Raw genomic sequence first — 14,854 nt, forward strand, 5'->3', positions numbered from 1 at the left:
ACCCGGTACGACAAGACCGCCCAGTCCTACCAAGCAGCCGTCACCCTCGCATCACTGCTGATGTGGGCGTGACACTTTGACGACAACTCCTAGCGCGCCCGGGCCTCCGCGCAGGTCCGGGGCCACCCGCGGGTAGGGCTGGTCCGATACTTCCGGCCCGGTCCCCGCCCGCTGCTCCGCTCCTACCGACAACCCTTGGAGTAAGGGCTGGAGCCCGAATCCGACATCGAACGCGGACGAGCCCGCCACCATGGTGGCGGGCTCGTCCGCGTCTACGGAGCCCGCGGCGGCGGTGACAACGGCTTCACAACCCGGCCAACGACGTCAGGCTGCAGGACCGGCGGACGCGAGGGCCGGGTCCGATCTCGGTCCCACCGCTGAGGAGGGCCTCGTCGCCGGCACTGACGACGGATGGACGAGGGGGAGGGTGCCGTGTCGGGAGGCGGGTGGTCGCACTTCGCCGAGCTCTCGTCGGGCCACACTACGAAGAGATCACAGGGGGGGGGAGGCTGGAAAACGCTGGTGGGGATCGTCCGTGCGGATCTTGGGCGTACGCTGAGGGGAAAGCCGCACCATGCGAAGGTCTACACGTTGGGCAGGGAGCCGGACGTGTGTCTTGGTCGTGTGGCCGCCGCTTCCGGAAGGCCAAGAGAACCGAGGGCTCTCATGCCCATCTCATCCGCAGTACCTGCCTTCCCGTCCGTGGTGGACGTCTTCGCCGGCATGGCTCGCACGAATGTTTCGGGATGATCAGTGCCGACATGGCGCGGGTGCTTGGCCGGTTGCGTCGGCGTGACGGGCCCGGGGGGGTGGAGAGCGTCATCACCGCCGCCACCGAGATCCTCGGAGTGGACGGCCTCGCCGTGTCCTTGTCGGCGGAGGACGAGGCGATCGAGCTCATGTGGTGCACCGACGAGGACACCCGCCGGTTCGAGGACCTTCAGTTCACTCTCGGCGAGGGGCCCGGGCCCGACGCCGTGCGCCGCGGCGTGATGGTGTGGGCACCGGACCTGATCGGTGGCCGGCCGGACCGGTGGCCCGCACTGGCCTCGGAGGCCGAGGCCAGTGCGGTGTTCTGTTTCCCGATGGGCGTGGGCGCGATCCGAGTCGGTGTCCTGACCGCGCTGCGCCGCACTCCGGGATCACTCACATCGAGCGAGACGGATGACGCCCTCGCCCTGGCCGGCGCCCTCACCGCCCACTGCCTGGAAGACGCCGCACCGCACGACGCCTGCGAACACGCCGGGTTCCCCGGCGCCCTGGGGCGGGCGGTAGTGCATCAGGCGACGGGAATGCTCAGCGTCCAGCTGTCCCTCCCCCTGCCCAAGGCACTCCTGCGCCTGCGCGCACACGCCTACGGCAGCGGACGCTCCCTCACCGACACCGCCCAGGACATCGTGGACCGCCGGCTTCGCCTGGCCCCTGACGGCCCGCCCCCGCCCGTTGCAGACAAGGATGGCTTGCCATGACCCGAGAACGCCTGATGACCGAGGCCTTCGTCGAGGCCGCCGACTCCCTCACCGACGACTTCGACCTCATCGAATTCCTCCAACGACTCTCGGTGCGCTGCACGGATCTGCTCCGGGTGGCGGCGGCGGGCATCCTGCTGGGCGATCCGGACGAAGGCTTGCAGACCATCGCGGCTTCCGACGAACACACCCGTCTGCTGGAGTTGTTCGCCCTCCAACACGGTCAGGGCCCCTGCCTGGACTGCTACAGGAGCGGACAGGCCCGTACCGGCATCGACCTCACCGACCCGGTGATCATCGGGCCCTGGGCGCGATTCGCCTCCCTGGCCGTCCGGACGGGGTTCACGGCCATGGACGTGTTTCCCCTGCGCCTGCGCGGCCGCGTCATCGGCACTCTCGCCATCTTCCAGGAACGTCCCGGCCGCCTCACTGGAGCGGATCTCACCGTGGCGCAGGCCTTGGCGGACGTGGCCACCATCGCCATCCTTCAGCAGCGGACCGTGGATCACGGCCAGATCGAGCGAGCGCAACTCCAACACGCGCTGACCAGCCGCATCATCCTGGAACAGGCCAAGGGCGTCCTCGCGGAGCGTTGGCAGACCTCCGTCGACGATGCGTTCTTCGCACTCCGCTCCTACGCGCGCGCCCACAACCGGCAACTCACGAAACTGGCGGGCGAGGTCCTCGACGGCACACTCGACACCACCACCATCCCCCGCCCCGGAACCGAGCCTCCAAAGCACTGAGCAGTCTCAACGCGAACCTCAGGCAAGGCGTACGTGGCAGTGGTCCGCCCTGCACGGTGCAGAGCGGGCCCGCCCGGTGGGTCGAAGGACCCGCTGCCATGCCTCCTGTTCGGGGACGGCCCCCGGGGGGAGCTCGGTCCGACCCGCTCGGGTTGACCTCACCATGTCAAGATCACACGTTCAGATTGTCTTCCTCTCCCGGCGCCATCCACCTATATTCACGGTGAGAAGCGGCACAAGCGGGTTCATGCCCTGCGCGCGACGCCCTTCCAGGCTCCCAGCCCACGAGCCGGTCACACCATCGAGGCCTGGCTGGAGAGCTGTCGCAGTCCTACAAGCGCTCCGGCCCCGACCTCTCCGCGTTCGAGACGGGGCAACTCCCCGGTCCCGTTGCGGTGGGGACACCCCCATGAGAGCACGAGACGCGACATCGCGTTCTCATACGCACGGCCGCCGCGTGGGGACGGCGGCCGTGCGGACGGGGATCACACCAGACGCGAGCACCGAGAAACGACAAACCTCCGGTGCGCCCAGCGCAACCAGGCGCCCAACGTGCGCACCCCGTCATACATCAGTCGTCCGTTCAAGGCGCCAGACGCAAAGGATCTTCCATCCTTCAAACTCGGAATCGAAAGCGGTCCCCTCCATGCGCGTCATCGTCAATGTGTCGGCTGCCACACTGCTCTGCCTCGCCGGAGCCTCCGGTATGGCAGAGGCCCAGTCCACGAGCCTGTACGCCCCTACCGCCCTGGTCTTCACCCTCGCCCAAGGAGACAACGTCACGGCCCCCGTCACACGAGCCGTCACTCTCAGCTGCGCGCCGACCCCGCGGGGCACTCACCCGCTTCCGGGAGCCGCTTGCGCGGCCCTGAACGCCTCCGGCGGGTCGTTCGACCACCAGCTGGCCTCCCCCGACACACACCGCGTGTGTCCGATGATCTACGCCCCCGTCACCATCACCGCGGACGGCGTGTGGCAGGGCGACCGTGTCACCTGGAAGCACACCTTCTCCAACACCTGCGTCATGTCGGCGACCCTGAACGGCACCGCCGTCTTCGCGTTCTGACCCCACGCCACCTCCAAGCGCCACCCGCCCACGCCTCATGAACGGCGCCCCGGGCTGATCGCCGCAGTAGGTCCCAAGTCGGCGCCGGCGCTGGCTCGGCGAGCGGCCCACAATGAAGCCCTCACCGAGGAATGACCGCCCGGCCGGCAGACCGCCTGGGAAAGGGTCGAAAGGCGGGCGGGCGGTCACGTATCGAGTGCTCCTCCGCCCAGGTCGAAGGCCACGTCAAACGCCCTCTCAAGGCCCTCAAGCGTGACCAAGTTCGGCCAAGCCCACCTTCCCTTCACAAAGCGCCCGGCTGTTGTCCGTGAGTCGCCAGCCACAGACCCTGATAGGCCCGGTCGAGCACGATGCTTCACGGAATCCGTGCCCGGACCTCCGTCGTGGCCGACAGGAATTTCCTCGGCGAGGACGGTCGTCACCCGCGCCTCGCACCGGACCCACAACAGCGCCCCGCGGAGCACCAGGACGTAGGCGAGCGCTGGGGCCGCGCACCCACCAGCAGGGAAACTCGGGGTGACTGGATAGCCGCATCTGCTCCGAGGCGTTCCTGACCCCCGGTCGGAACCCGGGCTGGCGAGGATCAGGTTCATGGCGGGCTCCCCGGGCCTGCCGCGCGTGGCCGCGACCTCTGTCCGGCGGCGAGGCGATGGCCCGGTGAGCCGCGCGCGGGCCTGTCCGGACTCGCGTTCGGTGACCGCAAGCAGCTCTCGCGGGGTGCGCGTTGAGCCAGGACGTGGGTGACCTTGGCGTGGGTGTCGTACGGGATCCGGGCGTAGCCACCCCGCTGAACGCGGGCGGGATTCCCCCGCGGCGTCGGTCGCCTCGGTCCCGTCGGCTGGTGCGCTCTCAGGTGCGCGAACATCGCGGTGGAGGCGGCCTGCGACCGGCCGGCCGGCGGTACGAGCTCTCTTCCCGCCGAAGAACGCCAAAGGGGCGGCCGTCACTCGCTCGGCGATCACCGCTGCCGGACGTTCCATGGGCCTCGCCCGGCCCCGAACCTGGCCCGCGCGGGTGGGCCCGCGACCTCGACGCCGAACAGATCGGCCGACGCGTGGGGCCGGCGCGGTCCTTTGGACAGGAACCACCCACGCATCGGATACACCCCGGCGGGATCCGGCCGCGGGTTGGACCACACCCGAGGGTAAGCCCATCGCCCCGGCCTTCCGCCCGCAGGTGAGGCGAACCGACAGAGGCCGGTCCTCGGTGGGCTTCCACCGTGTCTCCGCGGGCATGTCGAAGACCTGATGGCGCTCCACCCCGACCACCGCCGCGTTCCGGAGGTCGGACCCGCGGTCGATGCGGAGTGCGGGCCGGTGGACGGCGCTCTCATCCAGGACCGGAACGGCCGGGGCATGGGACCCAACGATCACGAAACCGGGTGTGAAGATCAATTCGACTGTCGATGGCCAGCTGTCCACTCACGTTCGAGGTTCCCCTGGACGGACCGGCAAGACGGGTGGCTCACATCTGGTTCGGTGGAGCTCGGCGGGCGGCTCGCGGGTCGCGCGGGAACACGCGCCAGGCAGGCACGGTGGGTGCTCGGTGGAACGGGCGTGTGCCCTCGGCGTCGCACCGGTTCGGACCGCGTTACCGGTGGCTCGCGGAGACCGGCTCGGTGTCGAAGGTGTAGAACTTCCGGTGGTCCAGCATGTCGGCCGGGGTCACGTCGTTCCACGGCCGCATCGTGTCGTTGAGGTCCACGACGTTGGTGGTGCCGGCGGCCGGCAGGTACGTGGACTGCGGGTGCCTGGCCTGCCAGTCGGCCCACAGCTTGTCGATGTACGCGTGGTGCATCCAGAACACCGGGTCGTTCGGGGAGACGCCGGTGGCCATCTGACCGCCGACCCAGACGTGCACCCGGTTGTGGAGGTTGGCGCCGCGCCAGCCCTCAAGGTTGTTGCGGAAGCCGTTCGAGACGCTGTTCCAGGGGGCCATGTCGTACACCGGCATGGCCAGTACGGCTTCCACCTCGGCCTTGTTGGGCAGTTCGGCCACACCGGTGCCGAGGGCGCGCCGCAGGTAGGAGCGGCCGTCCACCCGGACGTCGATGTTCCACTTGCCCGTCGCGTAGCTGAACGGCCCGTCGAGGACCTGCCCGTCCCGGGCCCGACCCGTACCGCCGAGGAAGTCGGCGGCCCAGAGCGAGGAGCGGGTGGTGCGGTCCGTCGCCCAGTCCCAATAGGGAAGGGAAACGCTCTTGTCCACGGCCTGGAGCGCCGCTTCGAACTCCAGGAGAAACCGGCGGTGCCAGGGGAGGAAGGAGGGGGACCGGTGACCGACCCGGTCACCGGAGTCGGTGTCTCCCATGATGAACCCGTTGTGCGTGGTGACGAAGCGGTCGTAGCGGCCGGTGCGCTTGAGTTCGAGCAGTGCGTTGGTGAAGGCGCGCTTGTCCTCGGCGGTGAGCGCGGCCTGGTTCTTGCGCACGGTCATCACATGCCGCCCATCGGGACGAGGGTCGCGCCCTGGAGCTCGCGCACGGCGGCGCGGGCGAGCGAGATCGGGGTGGCGAAGGTCTCGTAGTGGTTGACCACGCTGATCCAGCTGCCGTCGGCGTTCTGCATCACGTGGAGTTCGCTGTCGTCTATGCGGACGGTGGGAAGGCCGGGCGAGTGGTGGCCGCCGTGGTGACCGCCGCCGGTGGCGGCGGTGATCTGTATGCGGCGTCCCTTGTAGACCTCGTCGACCGTGCCGGCGGGTATCGCGGCGCGGGAGTCGGTGCCGGCCGCGTACGCGGTGGCGCCCGCGAGGCCGATGACGGAGAGTGCGCCGGCAGTGGTACCCAAGGCCTGCCGGCGGGTGATTTTGTTCATGCCCGAAGGACTATCAGGGCCCGGACACATGACTGCCTGTATCGAGACAAGAGCGGATAGGTTGACCGGAGAACAAGTTCGATAATCTTCCTTTATCTGTCGGATCGGGCGGATCCAGACGGGAAACATCTCCGCGGATCACCCCCGATCGACACGTTCCTTCGGCCAATTGGAAGCACCAAGAAAGAGAACCCCTCACGGAATCGTCCGGAAGACGCACGCATAAGGCCCGGCGGCCCCCAGAAGCCCTTATTTATTTTGCCATTTTGCCGACCTCATCATGTCAAGATCATCGAATTGTGCGGTCTTTCCTTCCCGAGGCCACCCTCGTAGGCTTGAGCCGAAATTCAGAGCCAGCCGGGTCTGATCTCCAGCGCCCTGTCGCTTTTCAGGCTCCCAGCCCACGAGCCGGCACGCCGTCGAGGCCTGACTGGAGAGCTATCGCGGTCCCGCGACTATTTTCGGTCCCGCTTCTCTCCGCGTTCGCGACGCGACGGGGCACTCCTCGGTCCTGCCGCGATAGGGATAGTCGATGAAGGGCATGAGACGTGTCCGCGGAAATCCTGCTGACCGCGGCGGCCGCCGGTGCCCAGGCGATCAATCCGCCCGGGAGTTCGTCAGGTTGCGGAGAGGAGCGACTCCTCGCGATTCTGCCTCCATGGGCCCAACCTCTGCGGCCGGTCCCGCGCGTCCGGCCGCGAGTATCCGCGTCATCGGCACTCAGCTCCCTGCCGCCGGAAACCTGTAAGACATTGAACAGGCGTCCCATCCTTCACGGGCCGGGGCGTTGGTCCTTACTCATCAAGGAAGAGGCGAGGGGACGGGTCATCATGTCGAAGTACCAGATCTATGAGGTCGCCGTTCCCATACACGACATGACCGATCCGGCCCGTCGCGGGTTGCACGTCTTCACAGGCCAGGCAAGCTCCTCTGGCAAGGCCATGCGGCGTGCGCACGAGGTTTACCAGGCCGCGCTCGCCGCACAACGGGCCGGGCGAGAGATCCCCGGCGAGCAGGCCGGGGGCTGGGGAGCGCGTGGTCTGAGGCCCGGATGGGCCCTTGACTGGCCCGGCGCGACCGCGGGTCTCTGGGGCGGGCCAACCGCTCTCCCTCAGGCTCCGCGCAGGGCTGACGCGTAGGCCTCTTCCAGGGTGGCGACGGGACCGAAAACGCTCGTCAGCCGGACAGCTTTCAGGATTCCCAGATGGCGAGGGAGCGTGCATACCAGGCCCATGCCGCCACGATTATCCAGAGCCCGCTTGCGAGCGTGACACAGCATCCGCAGCGTGGAACAGTCGATGAAGGTCGCCGTGCGCAGGTCCACAACAATTCTGGGTTGATCGGTATCCGTCGCGGCGTCCACATGTGCCCTTACCCGCAGGTCGGCCACGAGGTCGATCTCACCATGAAACTCGATCACGGTGAAATCGTTCACTCGACGAATCTGCGCATAGGACTCGGAGAATAAATCCAGCCGGCATCGAGGTATCGCTTGGTCGCAGTTGAACCGGAGCTTGTCCCCCATGGGGTCCCTTTAAATTCGCGGGCGCTCGCGACGGCAAGACCGCCCAGAGAATTGGACAGCCACCGGGGTCCAGAGTGACCCTTCCACGATACGGAAGCGGAGAGGAGAAAAGCACAGCCCAGAAGAGATTCACTCGAATGAGTGTCTCCAAATGATGCGGTGGTCCACGAGTTCCCGAGCCCAGGCGGCGCCGCGACCGGCAGCGGAGGAGCGGCGGCGCCCGCCCGCGCGGCCCGGGCACCGGTCGCCCGCGAGCAGCTCCAGCGCCCGGTCCCGCGGCATGTACGGCCGGACCGTCGCGCCGGCCCCGATACCCACTGTCGTGACCACCGGCACTCCCCGCTGCTTCCTGCCCTTGGAACCGTCCACCGGCCCACTTCTTCCAGGAGCGCTGTGGCACCGCCGCATGCCACACCCTCACACCACGGTGCGCCGCTGGTTGTCAGGGATGCTCGGACGGCAGTGGTGCGAAATCTGGAGGCGCAGGCGGTCGATGACGCGCTGGATCTTTCCGCGCTGCTGATGGCCACCCGGCTGATCAGCCCGGCGCGGCGGGCGTCGGACGAGGAACGCCTGGCGGTGCTGCCGCAGCTGGAGAAGGCGGCCCGCGTCCTGGCGAAGGCGTCGAAGATCCTCACCGAGGAGCTGGACCTGGTCGCCGAGGCCGGGACGGACCTGGACGTGGCCGCCTTGTGGGCGGCGGTCGAGGAGGCGTGCCGCGCGAGGCGGTGGCGGTGGTCGAGTACCTGGTGCCGGAGGACGACGGATCCCGTTGCCCCTTTGACGCGTATCTCGGTTATCACTTATTGCCCCGCGACAGCAAGGCGCTTCCCCAGCCCTGCCCGCGTACATCCACGTCGACGGCCAGACCGCCGCAGACTTGCCGACGGTCACCGTGAGCATCATCGCCAGCGCAGTCGGATAGACCCTTCCAATGGGCCCCGAAGTCCTAGCCCGGACACCAGGGAACAAGTAACCCACCAGTAGCTTTCACGGCTCGCGACTCATTGCGCGTTCGCTGCCGTGGCGGCCTGTTCGTCGTGTTCGCGCAGCATCCGCATCACGGTGGCGGGTGAGGGATGTTGGCCCTTCTTCGTGCCGGTGGTGATGACAAGCCGCTTGGCGATGTCGCGCAGGCTCATCTCTTGGTCGCGCAGGTGAAGGGCCATGGACAGCATGGACTCGTCGGTGACGCCCGCGCAGCCGATGGTCTTGCCGCGCTTGCGGGCGGACTCGTGGCCTTCGAGGGTGCGGTCGCGGATGTACTCGCGTTCCATGCCGGACATGGCGGCGAGCACGGTGAACACGATGCCGGACGGGTCGTGTGAGCCCTTCGGTTCTCCGGTGAGGAACTCCAGGCCGACGTCGCTCGCCTTCAGTTCCTCGGCGAGCATAGCGAGTTCGATGCCGCGGCCGAGTCGTTTGTGTTCGGGGACGACGAGGGTGACGGCGACGCCGGAGGAGCGGATCTCCCCGGCGAGCTTCACGGCGGCCTCCAGCTCGGGGCGCTTGGTGGCGCGGGTGGAGATCTTCTCCGAGAAGACCCGCGTCACCCCGGCCTCGGCGAGGGGGTCGAGTTGTGCCTCGAGGGACTGCCGGGCGGTCGAGGCGCGGGCATAGCCGAGGCGGACGTGCCCGACCGGTTCGGCGCCGGCACTCACGGGCCGGGGCAGCTCGGTCCACACCGAGCCCGGCTTGCGTACGGCAGGGGTCGGCACGCTCAGGGCCTTCGCGAGTTGGGGCACAAGGCGGAAGCGGGCGGTGTGGTACTGGATGGCCACCCTGCCCTTACCGGTACGGCACGGGGACCCCGCGGGGTCGGCGCGGATTTCCTCGGGGGTGCGGGTACAGTCGGTCATGTCGCCGATCTCGCGGGCACCGCGCAAGGCGTCGTCCCGGGACGGGAAGGCCGCGAGGCCACGGCCGGAGACGTGGCCGAGCCGCCAGGGGTTGGCGGCCCCGTCGGCCCCCTCCCGGAAGCCCGTAGGCATCTCGTAGACGTGCAGCCCAGGCACCGGCTGCACCGACGCGAGGGTGATGGTGACGAGGGATCCGGGGAACCGCATCTCGCAGTCGCACTCCGGCAGGGCAGAGCCGTACGGGTCGACCTCGGGATGGGTGTACCGGATCGGCTTGCCCAGAGCCCGGGCGTAGTCGATCTCCGAACGGGTGGACTCCCCGATGTAGTCGCCGACGAAAGCGCCTGAGTTCGCGAATACTGAGCACTCGGCGCCCCGAACCTGGGCGTTCGTCGCGTGTCGGTTGGCGATCATCGTCGTTCTTTCATCCAGCAGGCGGGGCAAATGTCGCGGCCATCGCGGGTCCGGTGCCATTAGCTTGTCATTTATCCAGTCGGCGGGGCTTGGTGCCCTTCTTGTGATGGGCGGGTCTGGTGTACGCCTCGCCGGTTGCGAGGACCCGTCCCACGTCGTGACGGGTTGCCGAACGGCTGTTTCTTGAACCGAGTGGGCGGCCGGGGCCAGGTCGGGAGGGTTTGGGCGCACGCGCTGGCGTCGGGGTCTGAGCGTGGAGGTTTCTGAACCCGGTTCAGGCGGGGGTCGTGGTCACCCGCGCAGTGTGCCGCCCGGCCTCGGAGGTCCGGGCCGGTTCACCGGCGGTAGCAGTGGCTTAACCGCTCTGTTCTGGTGAGCTGAAACAACCAGCCTGGCCCTGCTGGCCAGGGCCAGAGCACTATCACCGCTGATAGCGGCCTGGCCCTACCCGCAGGGCCGGACCTGGGAGACTAGGGATCATGACCGACCGTCGACCGCTCTCGCTGCCCGCCTTCTCCGAGCCCGCTTCCGACGCTCCTGTACCCGCCCAGGCGGGTGGGCGCCGGCTGATGCCACTCGAGCAGGGCGCCGACTTCCGCCAGCCGCCCGGCGAGACCGAGCCCGAGCCCGCACCCGCCCCGGCCCGACGTCCGCTCGCCCCCATCACCTTCTCAGACCCGGACCGCCATATCTGAGCGCTACCACCACGGGTTGCGCCACGTCCAGGACCAGCTCACCACCTAGCCCCATCGCCCGGTGTGCCAGCGCCTCCCCCTGGACAGTGGTCGTAGCCGGCCCGGCTCCCGCCTCGGATACCGTGTTCCTCTACGGGGTGCCATAACGGATGTGACGCCCCCCACCGGAGGTAGTCAGCGTATGAGTTCAAAGCGCAGCAAGAATCCAGCCCTGCCCGTACTTGACGACGCATTCCGACTCGAGTCGGTCAAGGACGCCGAAGAGTCCACCCGTGACTTGGCCGCGCGGCTGGCCACCACCGAGCTGCGCCGCGTTTCCCACCCGGGCCGGGTCACCTGGGAGCCCACCGATCAGGCCGAGCCCGTACCGGTCCCGCCGACTGTGGTCGACGGTGACGGGGACCTGTGGCTGCGGGACCGGGGCACTGGCACCTGGACCATGCCCGAGTTCAACCCGAAGGAGTTCCCGGCCCGCTGTGGCGAGGTTCTGACGTGGAACCAGCTTGCCCGCGAGTTCGGCCCGCTTACCGCACTGGCCGACGACCGCCGCATCGGCGGCGGCCGGCGCTGACCGCGCAGCCTTCTGGGATGACCGCGCCCCTGAAGCGCCCGTTACGGGTAGCTGGGAGCTCCAGCTCACCGCCGAGCTCGACGATGGCGGCGAGCAGGTGAGCGTGGTGGTCGGTCACGATGTCTCCATGTTGCAGCCGGATGCGTCGTCGCTGTCCGTGGGGTCGGGGTGGAAGAAGCGGGTGTAGCGGAGTCCGGTCTCCGGAGTGATGTTGAACACCGCGCATAGGTGCTGCGGGTCAGCGCCGGTGACGGCGGCCTCTTCGAGGATTCGGTCCTCGCGAAGTTGCTGGGCGGTGACCGGGAGGCCGCGCAGCAGAGGCTGCATCCAGCCGGTTGTGACCGGGGCCCGGGTGTGCGCGGTCTGCGAGCTGATGAACACGTGAGGGTTGCGGGTATGTGGCCAGCGCTGGTGCCGGAGGTGGATGTAGTCGACGGCGGCCTGCTGGGTGAAGGCGTCGAGGGGGTGATCGATGTCGCCGAGCGTGAGCCGGCCGCGGGTGGAGTCGATGGCGGTCAGGGGCAGCGCTCGGGCCTGGTGCGGGTAGAGCGCATGGATGCCGACGAGGGCGATCAGCAGCTTCAGGGGGGGGGTCTCGGCGGCTGTGGTCAGACGCTGGATCGTTTCGGGGCTCAGCGGCATGGGCACCGAGCTGGGCCGGGATCCCAGACTCACGCCTCGTGCGGGGTTGACGAACAACAGCCGTTCGCTCTTGAGGGTCTTGAACATGTCGCGCAGCGCGACGGCTTCGGTGTGCGGTGCCGCGCATTGGGCAAGCCACTAGGTGACGTCGGCACGGTTGACCTGGCGAAGGGTGCGGTAGCGCTGCGAGCAGGCAAGAAGGAACGGGATCGCGGAGTTGGCCTGGTTTCGGACCGTGGTAGTCGAGCGGGGACGGCGGCGAGGTCCGCCGTGACGGACGATGCGGATCCACACGAGGGCTTCTTCGCGGATCTCCGGGTGCACGCTGACCAGTCGGCGGTGGATCCACGCGTCGAGGGGGTCGATGCGGTCGTCGTCGAGGAGAGCGGGGTGGGCAAGGACTTCGGTGACCCGGATGATGGCACGTCGGTTTTGCTGACGCGGTAGCGTGGCAACGGTGCTGGCCTTGATTGTCTCGTGCGGACCGTGGACGGCGGTCAGTAGGTACAGGCTGTTCTGCACGCGCTCGCGCAAGGCTGGTGACCAGCCTTGGGTCTCGGCGCTGGCATCGGCCTGTGTGGCGACGTAGGCGGTGAAGGCGGAATCGATCGGCGTGACGTCGGGCACGGTGACGCGCGACATGTCCCGAGCTGCGATGAACAGCGGCTCCTGGCGCCACCGGGGTGTCGCCCAGAAGGCGATGTCGGGCTGCTGGTGCGCCGCGGGGGCTCCGTATCCTCGCGGTCGAGCTGCGGCGGCAAGGTGCACCCGCCGGACCAGATCGGCGAGGAACAGCTGCTGCCCGGCGTTGGCCGCGGTGGACTAGTTCGGGCGCTGCCATGTGCGCGGAACTGCGAGAGCTTGGCAGCGGCACAGTCGGCACACCCCCTGTTTGAAGAGCGGCACGTTGCGGCGGCAAGTCGCGCAGGTGCCGGTCTGGTGGCCGCGGTTGCGTAGGGAGGTGCAGGCCGCGCAGCGGCCGTGGCGGCGCCAGATGCCCCAGGCAAGGCAGTCGCTGCAGCTGTCCGCATACGGCACGCGGGGATGGCATCGGAGGCAGAAGCCGCCGGCGTAGTGGGCGTCGCTGCCGCAGGCCTTGCAGTTCGGAGGCGGAAGGCTGGGATGCAGGCACTGAAGCAGCGGGCCCGGCCGTACTCCGCGATCTTCTCGCCGCACTGCTTGCACGATCGGGGACGCAGGTGGCTCACAGCGGTGGTTCCGTCCGGCCGACTCTGCGTTCGAGCCTAGGGCGCTCGCCCGCGACCGCCGCACGGGCGGGAGTGCTCGCAGGTCGCTGAGCGCGGGCCTTCTCCGGTTCGGCAGCTCGGCGAGTGCCTGGGACGCTCCCGCGGAGGATTCACCACCAAAATCCATCTCGCGGCCGACGGACGATGCCGGCCCCTCGCCCTCGTCCTGACACCCGGACACCACGGCGACGGACCCCAACTCGAGTACGTCCTCAGCCAGATCTCGGTCTCCCGCACCGGGGCCGGACGACCTCGCACGCGACCCGATTGTGTCCTGGCGGACAAGGCCTACACGTCCCGCACGAACCGCCGCTACCTGCGACGACGCGGCATCGCCCACACCATTCCCGAACGCCGCGACCAGCAAAACCACCGGAAGAAGCGAGGATCCCGAGGCGGCCGGCCGGCTTCGACAGCGAGATCTACAAGAAACGCAACACTGTCGAACGGGCCATCAACCGGCTGAAAGGCTTCCGCGCCGTCGCCACCCGCTACGAGAAACGCGCCTACATCTACCTCGGCACCGTCACCCTCGCATCCCTCATGATCTGACTCCGGACATGATCCGAGAAACATCGCCTAGCTCGTGACGGCTCACAGCGCCGGGGTTCTGCGAGGTGGTGGACGCCGGTTGTATCGGCGGCCGCCAGCTCCAGGAGGGCGGCGGCCAGGTCGGTGACGTGCACGGGGCAGCGGATGTCGTCGGTGAACAGCGCACCGTCGCGCGTGCCATCGGCGAGCTCGTGCACCATCTTCCCGCGGACTGCCCATGGCCGATGACCAGTGATGTCCGGGCGACAGCGACTCTCGGGTACACGGTGAGGACGCCGGTCTCTGCCGCGGCTTTGGACGACGTCACCCAGACCCTCGCTCTGGTCGACGGCATCCCGCCCGTCGCGGGCAGACCCGGCCGGCCCCGCCGTCGGCGCGAGGCCCTGCTCGGCGACAAGGGCTACGACTCCAACCCCAACCGCGAAGAGCTGCGCGCAGGAACAAGCCGCTCAGGGCCTGCTGTTCTTCCATTTGGCCAATCTTGCGAGGTATACGTCCTCGTCGACGACCTGGGTACTGTGCTGGATCAAATCCTGCGGGGTCGGGGGAATTTTGGAGGCCACCGTATATCTGTTGCTTTTTTCGGCAAAGACGTGCACGCCGATGACCCTGCTGTCATCCTGGGACACGATGGCGGCACCCGAGTCCCCGTCCAAACCGGTACCGCCCTCAATTCGTAGGCACGGACCGAGGCTCGTGAATCCCAGTTGGTCGTTTCCCCGAAACACCCAGTGGTCGGTGTCCACCACCTTCCCGTGCTGCACTGTGCCCGTTTTCTTGCCGAGCCATCTCACAGGTTCGCCTTCTTTGGGGCTCCGAGTCTCCAGTGGAGCAAGTGGATCAGCGCCGTCGTGGATCCCCGGGATCGCCGCGGTGGTCGCCCCCGCCACCGGAGCCATCCACGCAAAGTCATAGAGCATGTCCTCGAGGCGGACGCCATATTCCAGCACGTTCGGGTATGTGAAGTATCGCGACTTTCCCGAAACGGGTCCGATGATATGCACTTCATCGCGGCGCTTTCCATGCCACGAGGGCTGGAAGACCGGCGCCCCGACCGAATCCACCACATGGCCGGCCGTGATGGCCGCCAACGTTCCGTCCCACAAGACGGTCGCCCCCAGGGTCCCGTAGGCCATGACGTCGGCGGCTTGGATCTGATATCCACCCGGACACGGCTTCTTTTGCTGGTCGAGCGCCATGTTTATCGATGTCCCCTTCCCATGAGGACACGGCTTCGCCGGAGGTTCCCCCA

At 68.2% G+C, this 14,854-nt stretch carries 12 protein-coding genes and 4 pseudogenes; 7 read left to right on the plus strand and 9 right to left on the minus strand.

The features are described from left to right. The first annotated feature begins 746 nt into the window (after positions 1-746). From ACWGH1_RS33055 to ACWGH1_RS33065, 3 genes are all read left to right on the plus strand, one after another. Entirely contained in the window at positions 747-1,469 is a 723-nt protein-coding gene (locus tag ACWGH1_RS33055; protein ID WP_453409279.1) for an ANTAR domain-containing protein, read from the plus strand. Beyond that, positions 1,466-2,215 (plus strand): GAF and ANTAR domain-containing protein, encoded by a 750-nt coding sequence (locus ACWGH1_RS33060; RefSeq protein WP_453355797.1) that lies wholly within the window; start codon positions 1,466-1,468, stop codon positions 2,213-2,215. The genes ACWGH1_RS33055 and ACWGH1_RS33060 overlap by 4 nt, the downstream gene beginning before the upstream one ends. 706 nt (positions 2,216-2,921) lie before the next feature. Further along, complete coding sequence (locus tag ACWGH1_RS33065) at positions 2,922-3,281, plus strand: subtilase-type protease inhibitor (RefSeq protein ID WP_453355796.1); 360 nt, start codon at positions 2,922-2,924, stop codon at positions 3,279-3,281. 1,590 nt (positions 3,282-4,871) lie between these two features. Here the strand turns inward: ACWGH1_RS33065 and melC2 are convergent. From melC2 to ACWGH1_RS33080, 3 genes are all read right to left on the minus strand, one after another. Beyond that, positions 4,872-5,717 carry a tyrosinase MelC2 gene (melC2, locus tag ACWGH1_RS33070; RefSeq protein ID WP_453355795.1) on the minus strand — a complete coding sequence of 282 codons (846 nt, stop codon included), beginning with the start codon at positions 5,715-5,717 and terminating at the stop codon, positions 4,872-4,874. Then, positions 5,717-6,097 (minus strand): apotyrosinase chaperone MelC1, encoded by a 381-nt coding sequence (melC1, locus tag ACWGH1_RS33075; RefSeq protein WP_453355794.1) that lies wholly within the window; start codon positions 6,095-6,097, stop codon positions 5,717-5,719. The genes melC2 and melC1 overlap by 1 nt, the downstream gene beginning before the upstream one ends. A 1,111-nt stretch (positions 6,098-7,208) precedes the next feature. After that, positions 7,209-7,622, minus strand: a complete 414-nt coding sequence (locus tag ACWGH1_RS33080) for an STAS domain-containing protein (protein ID WP_453356646.1) — start codon at positions 7,620-7,622, stop codon at positions 7,209-7,211. 429 nt (positions 7,623-8,051) lie between these two features. Here ACWGH1_RS33080 and ACWGH1_RS33085 point away from each other — a divergent pair. Next, positions 8,052-8,392, plus strand: a pseudogene (locus tag ACWGH1_RS33085) (Tn3 family transposase); the annotation flags it as partial. 234 nt (positions 8,393-8,626) lie between these two features. Here the strand turns inward: ACWGH1_RS33085 and ACWGH1_RS33090 are convergent. Beyond that, positions 8,627-9,688: a recombinase family protein gene (locus ACWGH1_RS33090; protein ID WP_453409282.1), complete on the minus strand. Its 1,062-nt coding sequence runs from the start codon at positions 9,686-9,688 to the stop codon at positions 8,627-8,629. Between the two features lie 274 nt (positions 9,689-9,962). Further along, positions 9,963-10,166, minus strand: a pseudogene (locus ACWGH1_RS33095) (NF041680 family putative transposase); the annotation flags it as partial. Positions 10,167-10,374: 208 nt separating this feature from the next. Between ACWGH1_RS33095 and ACWGH1_RS33100 the strand changes: the two are divergent. Further along, positions 10,375-10,590, plus strand: coding sequence for a hypothetical protein (locus ACWGH1_RS33100; protein ID WP_389664788.1), 216 nt, complete (start codon positions 10,375-10,377; stop codon positions 10,588-10,590). A 181-nt stretch (positions 10,591-10,771) separates the two neighbouring features. After that, positions 10,772-11,161 carry a hypothetical protein gene (locus ACWGH1_RS33105; protein WP_030722049.1) on the plus strand — a complete coding sequence of 130 codons (390 nt, stop codon included), beginning with the start codon at positions 10,772-10,774 and terminating at the stop codon, positions 11,159-11,161. A gap of 114 nt (positions 11,162-11,275) precedes the next feature. Here ACWGH1_RS33105 and ACWGH1_RS33110 read toward each other — a convergent pair whose 3' ends face one another. Next, entirely contained in the window at positions 11,276-11,890 is a 615-nt protein-coding gene (locus ACWGH1_RS33110; protein WP_453357102.1) for a hypothetical protein, read from the minus strand. A gap of 51 nt (positions 11,891-11,941) precedes the next feature. Next, positions 11,942-12,445, minus strand: coding sequence for a hypothetical protein (locus tag ACWGH1_RS33115; RefSeq protein ID WP_453357103.1), 504 nt, complete (start codon positions 12,443-12,445; stop codon positions 11,942-11,944). Between the two features lie 693 nt (positions 12,446-13,138). Between ACWGH1_RS33115 and ACWGH1_RS33120 the strand changes: the two are divergent. Further along, positions 13,139-13,602: pseudogene (locus tag ACWGH1_RS33120) on the plus strand (IS5 family transposase); the annotation flags it as partial. On the opposite strand, the pseudogene ACWGH1_RS33125 reads toward ACWGH1_RS33120, so the two are convergent. Both ACWGH1_RS33125 and ACWGH1_RS33130 read right to left on the minus strand, forming a co-directional pair. Then, positions 13,595-13,903: pseudogene (locus tag ACWGH1_RS33125) on the minus strand (sugar nucleotide-binding protein); the annotation flags it as partial. The pseudogenes ACWGH1_RS33120 and ACWGH1_RS33125 sit on opposite strands and share 8 nt — an antisense overlap. Positions 13,904-14,051: 148 nt before the next feature. Further along, on the minus strand, positions 14,052-14,801 hold the full coding sequence (locus tag ACWGH1_RS33130; RefSeq protein WP_453352207.1) for a hypothetical protein: 750 nt from the start codon (positions 14,799-14,801) through the stop codon (positions 14,052-14,054). Positions 14,802-14,854 lie beyond the last annotated feature (53 nt).

This window comes from Streptomyces sp. NPDC054883, assembly GCF_053610645.1.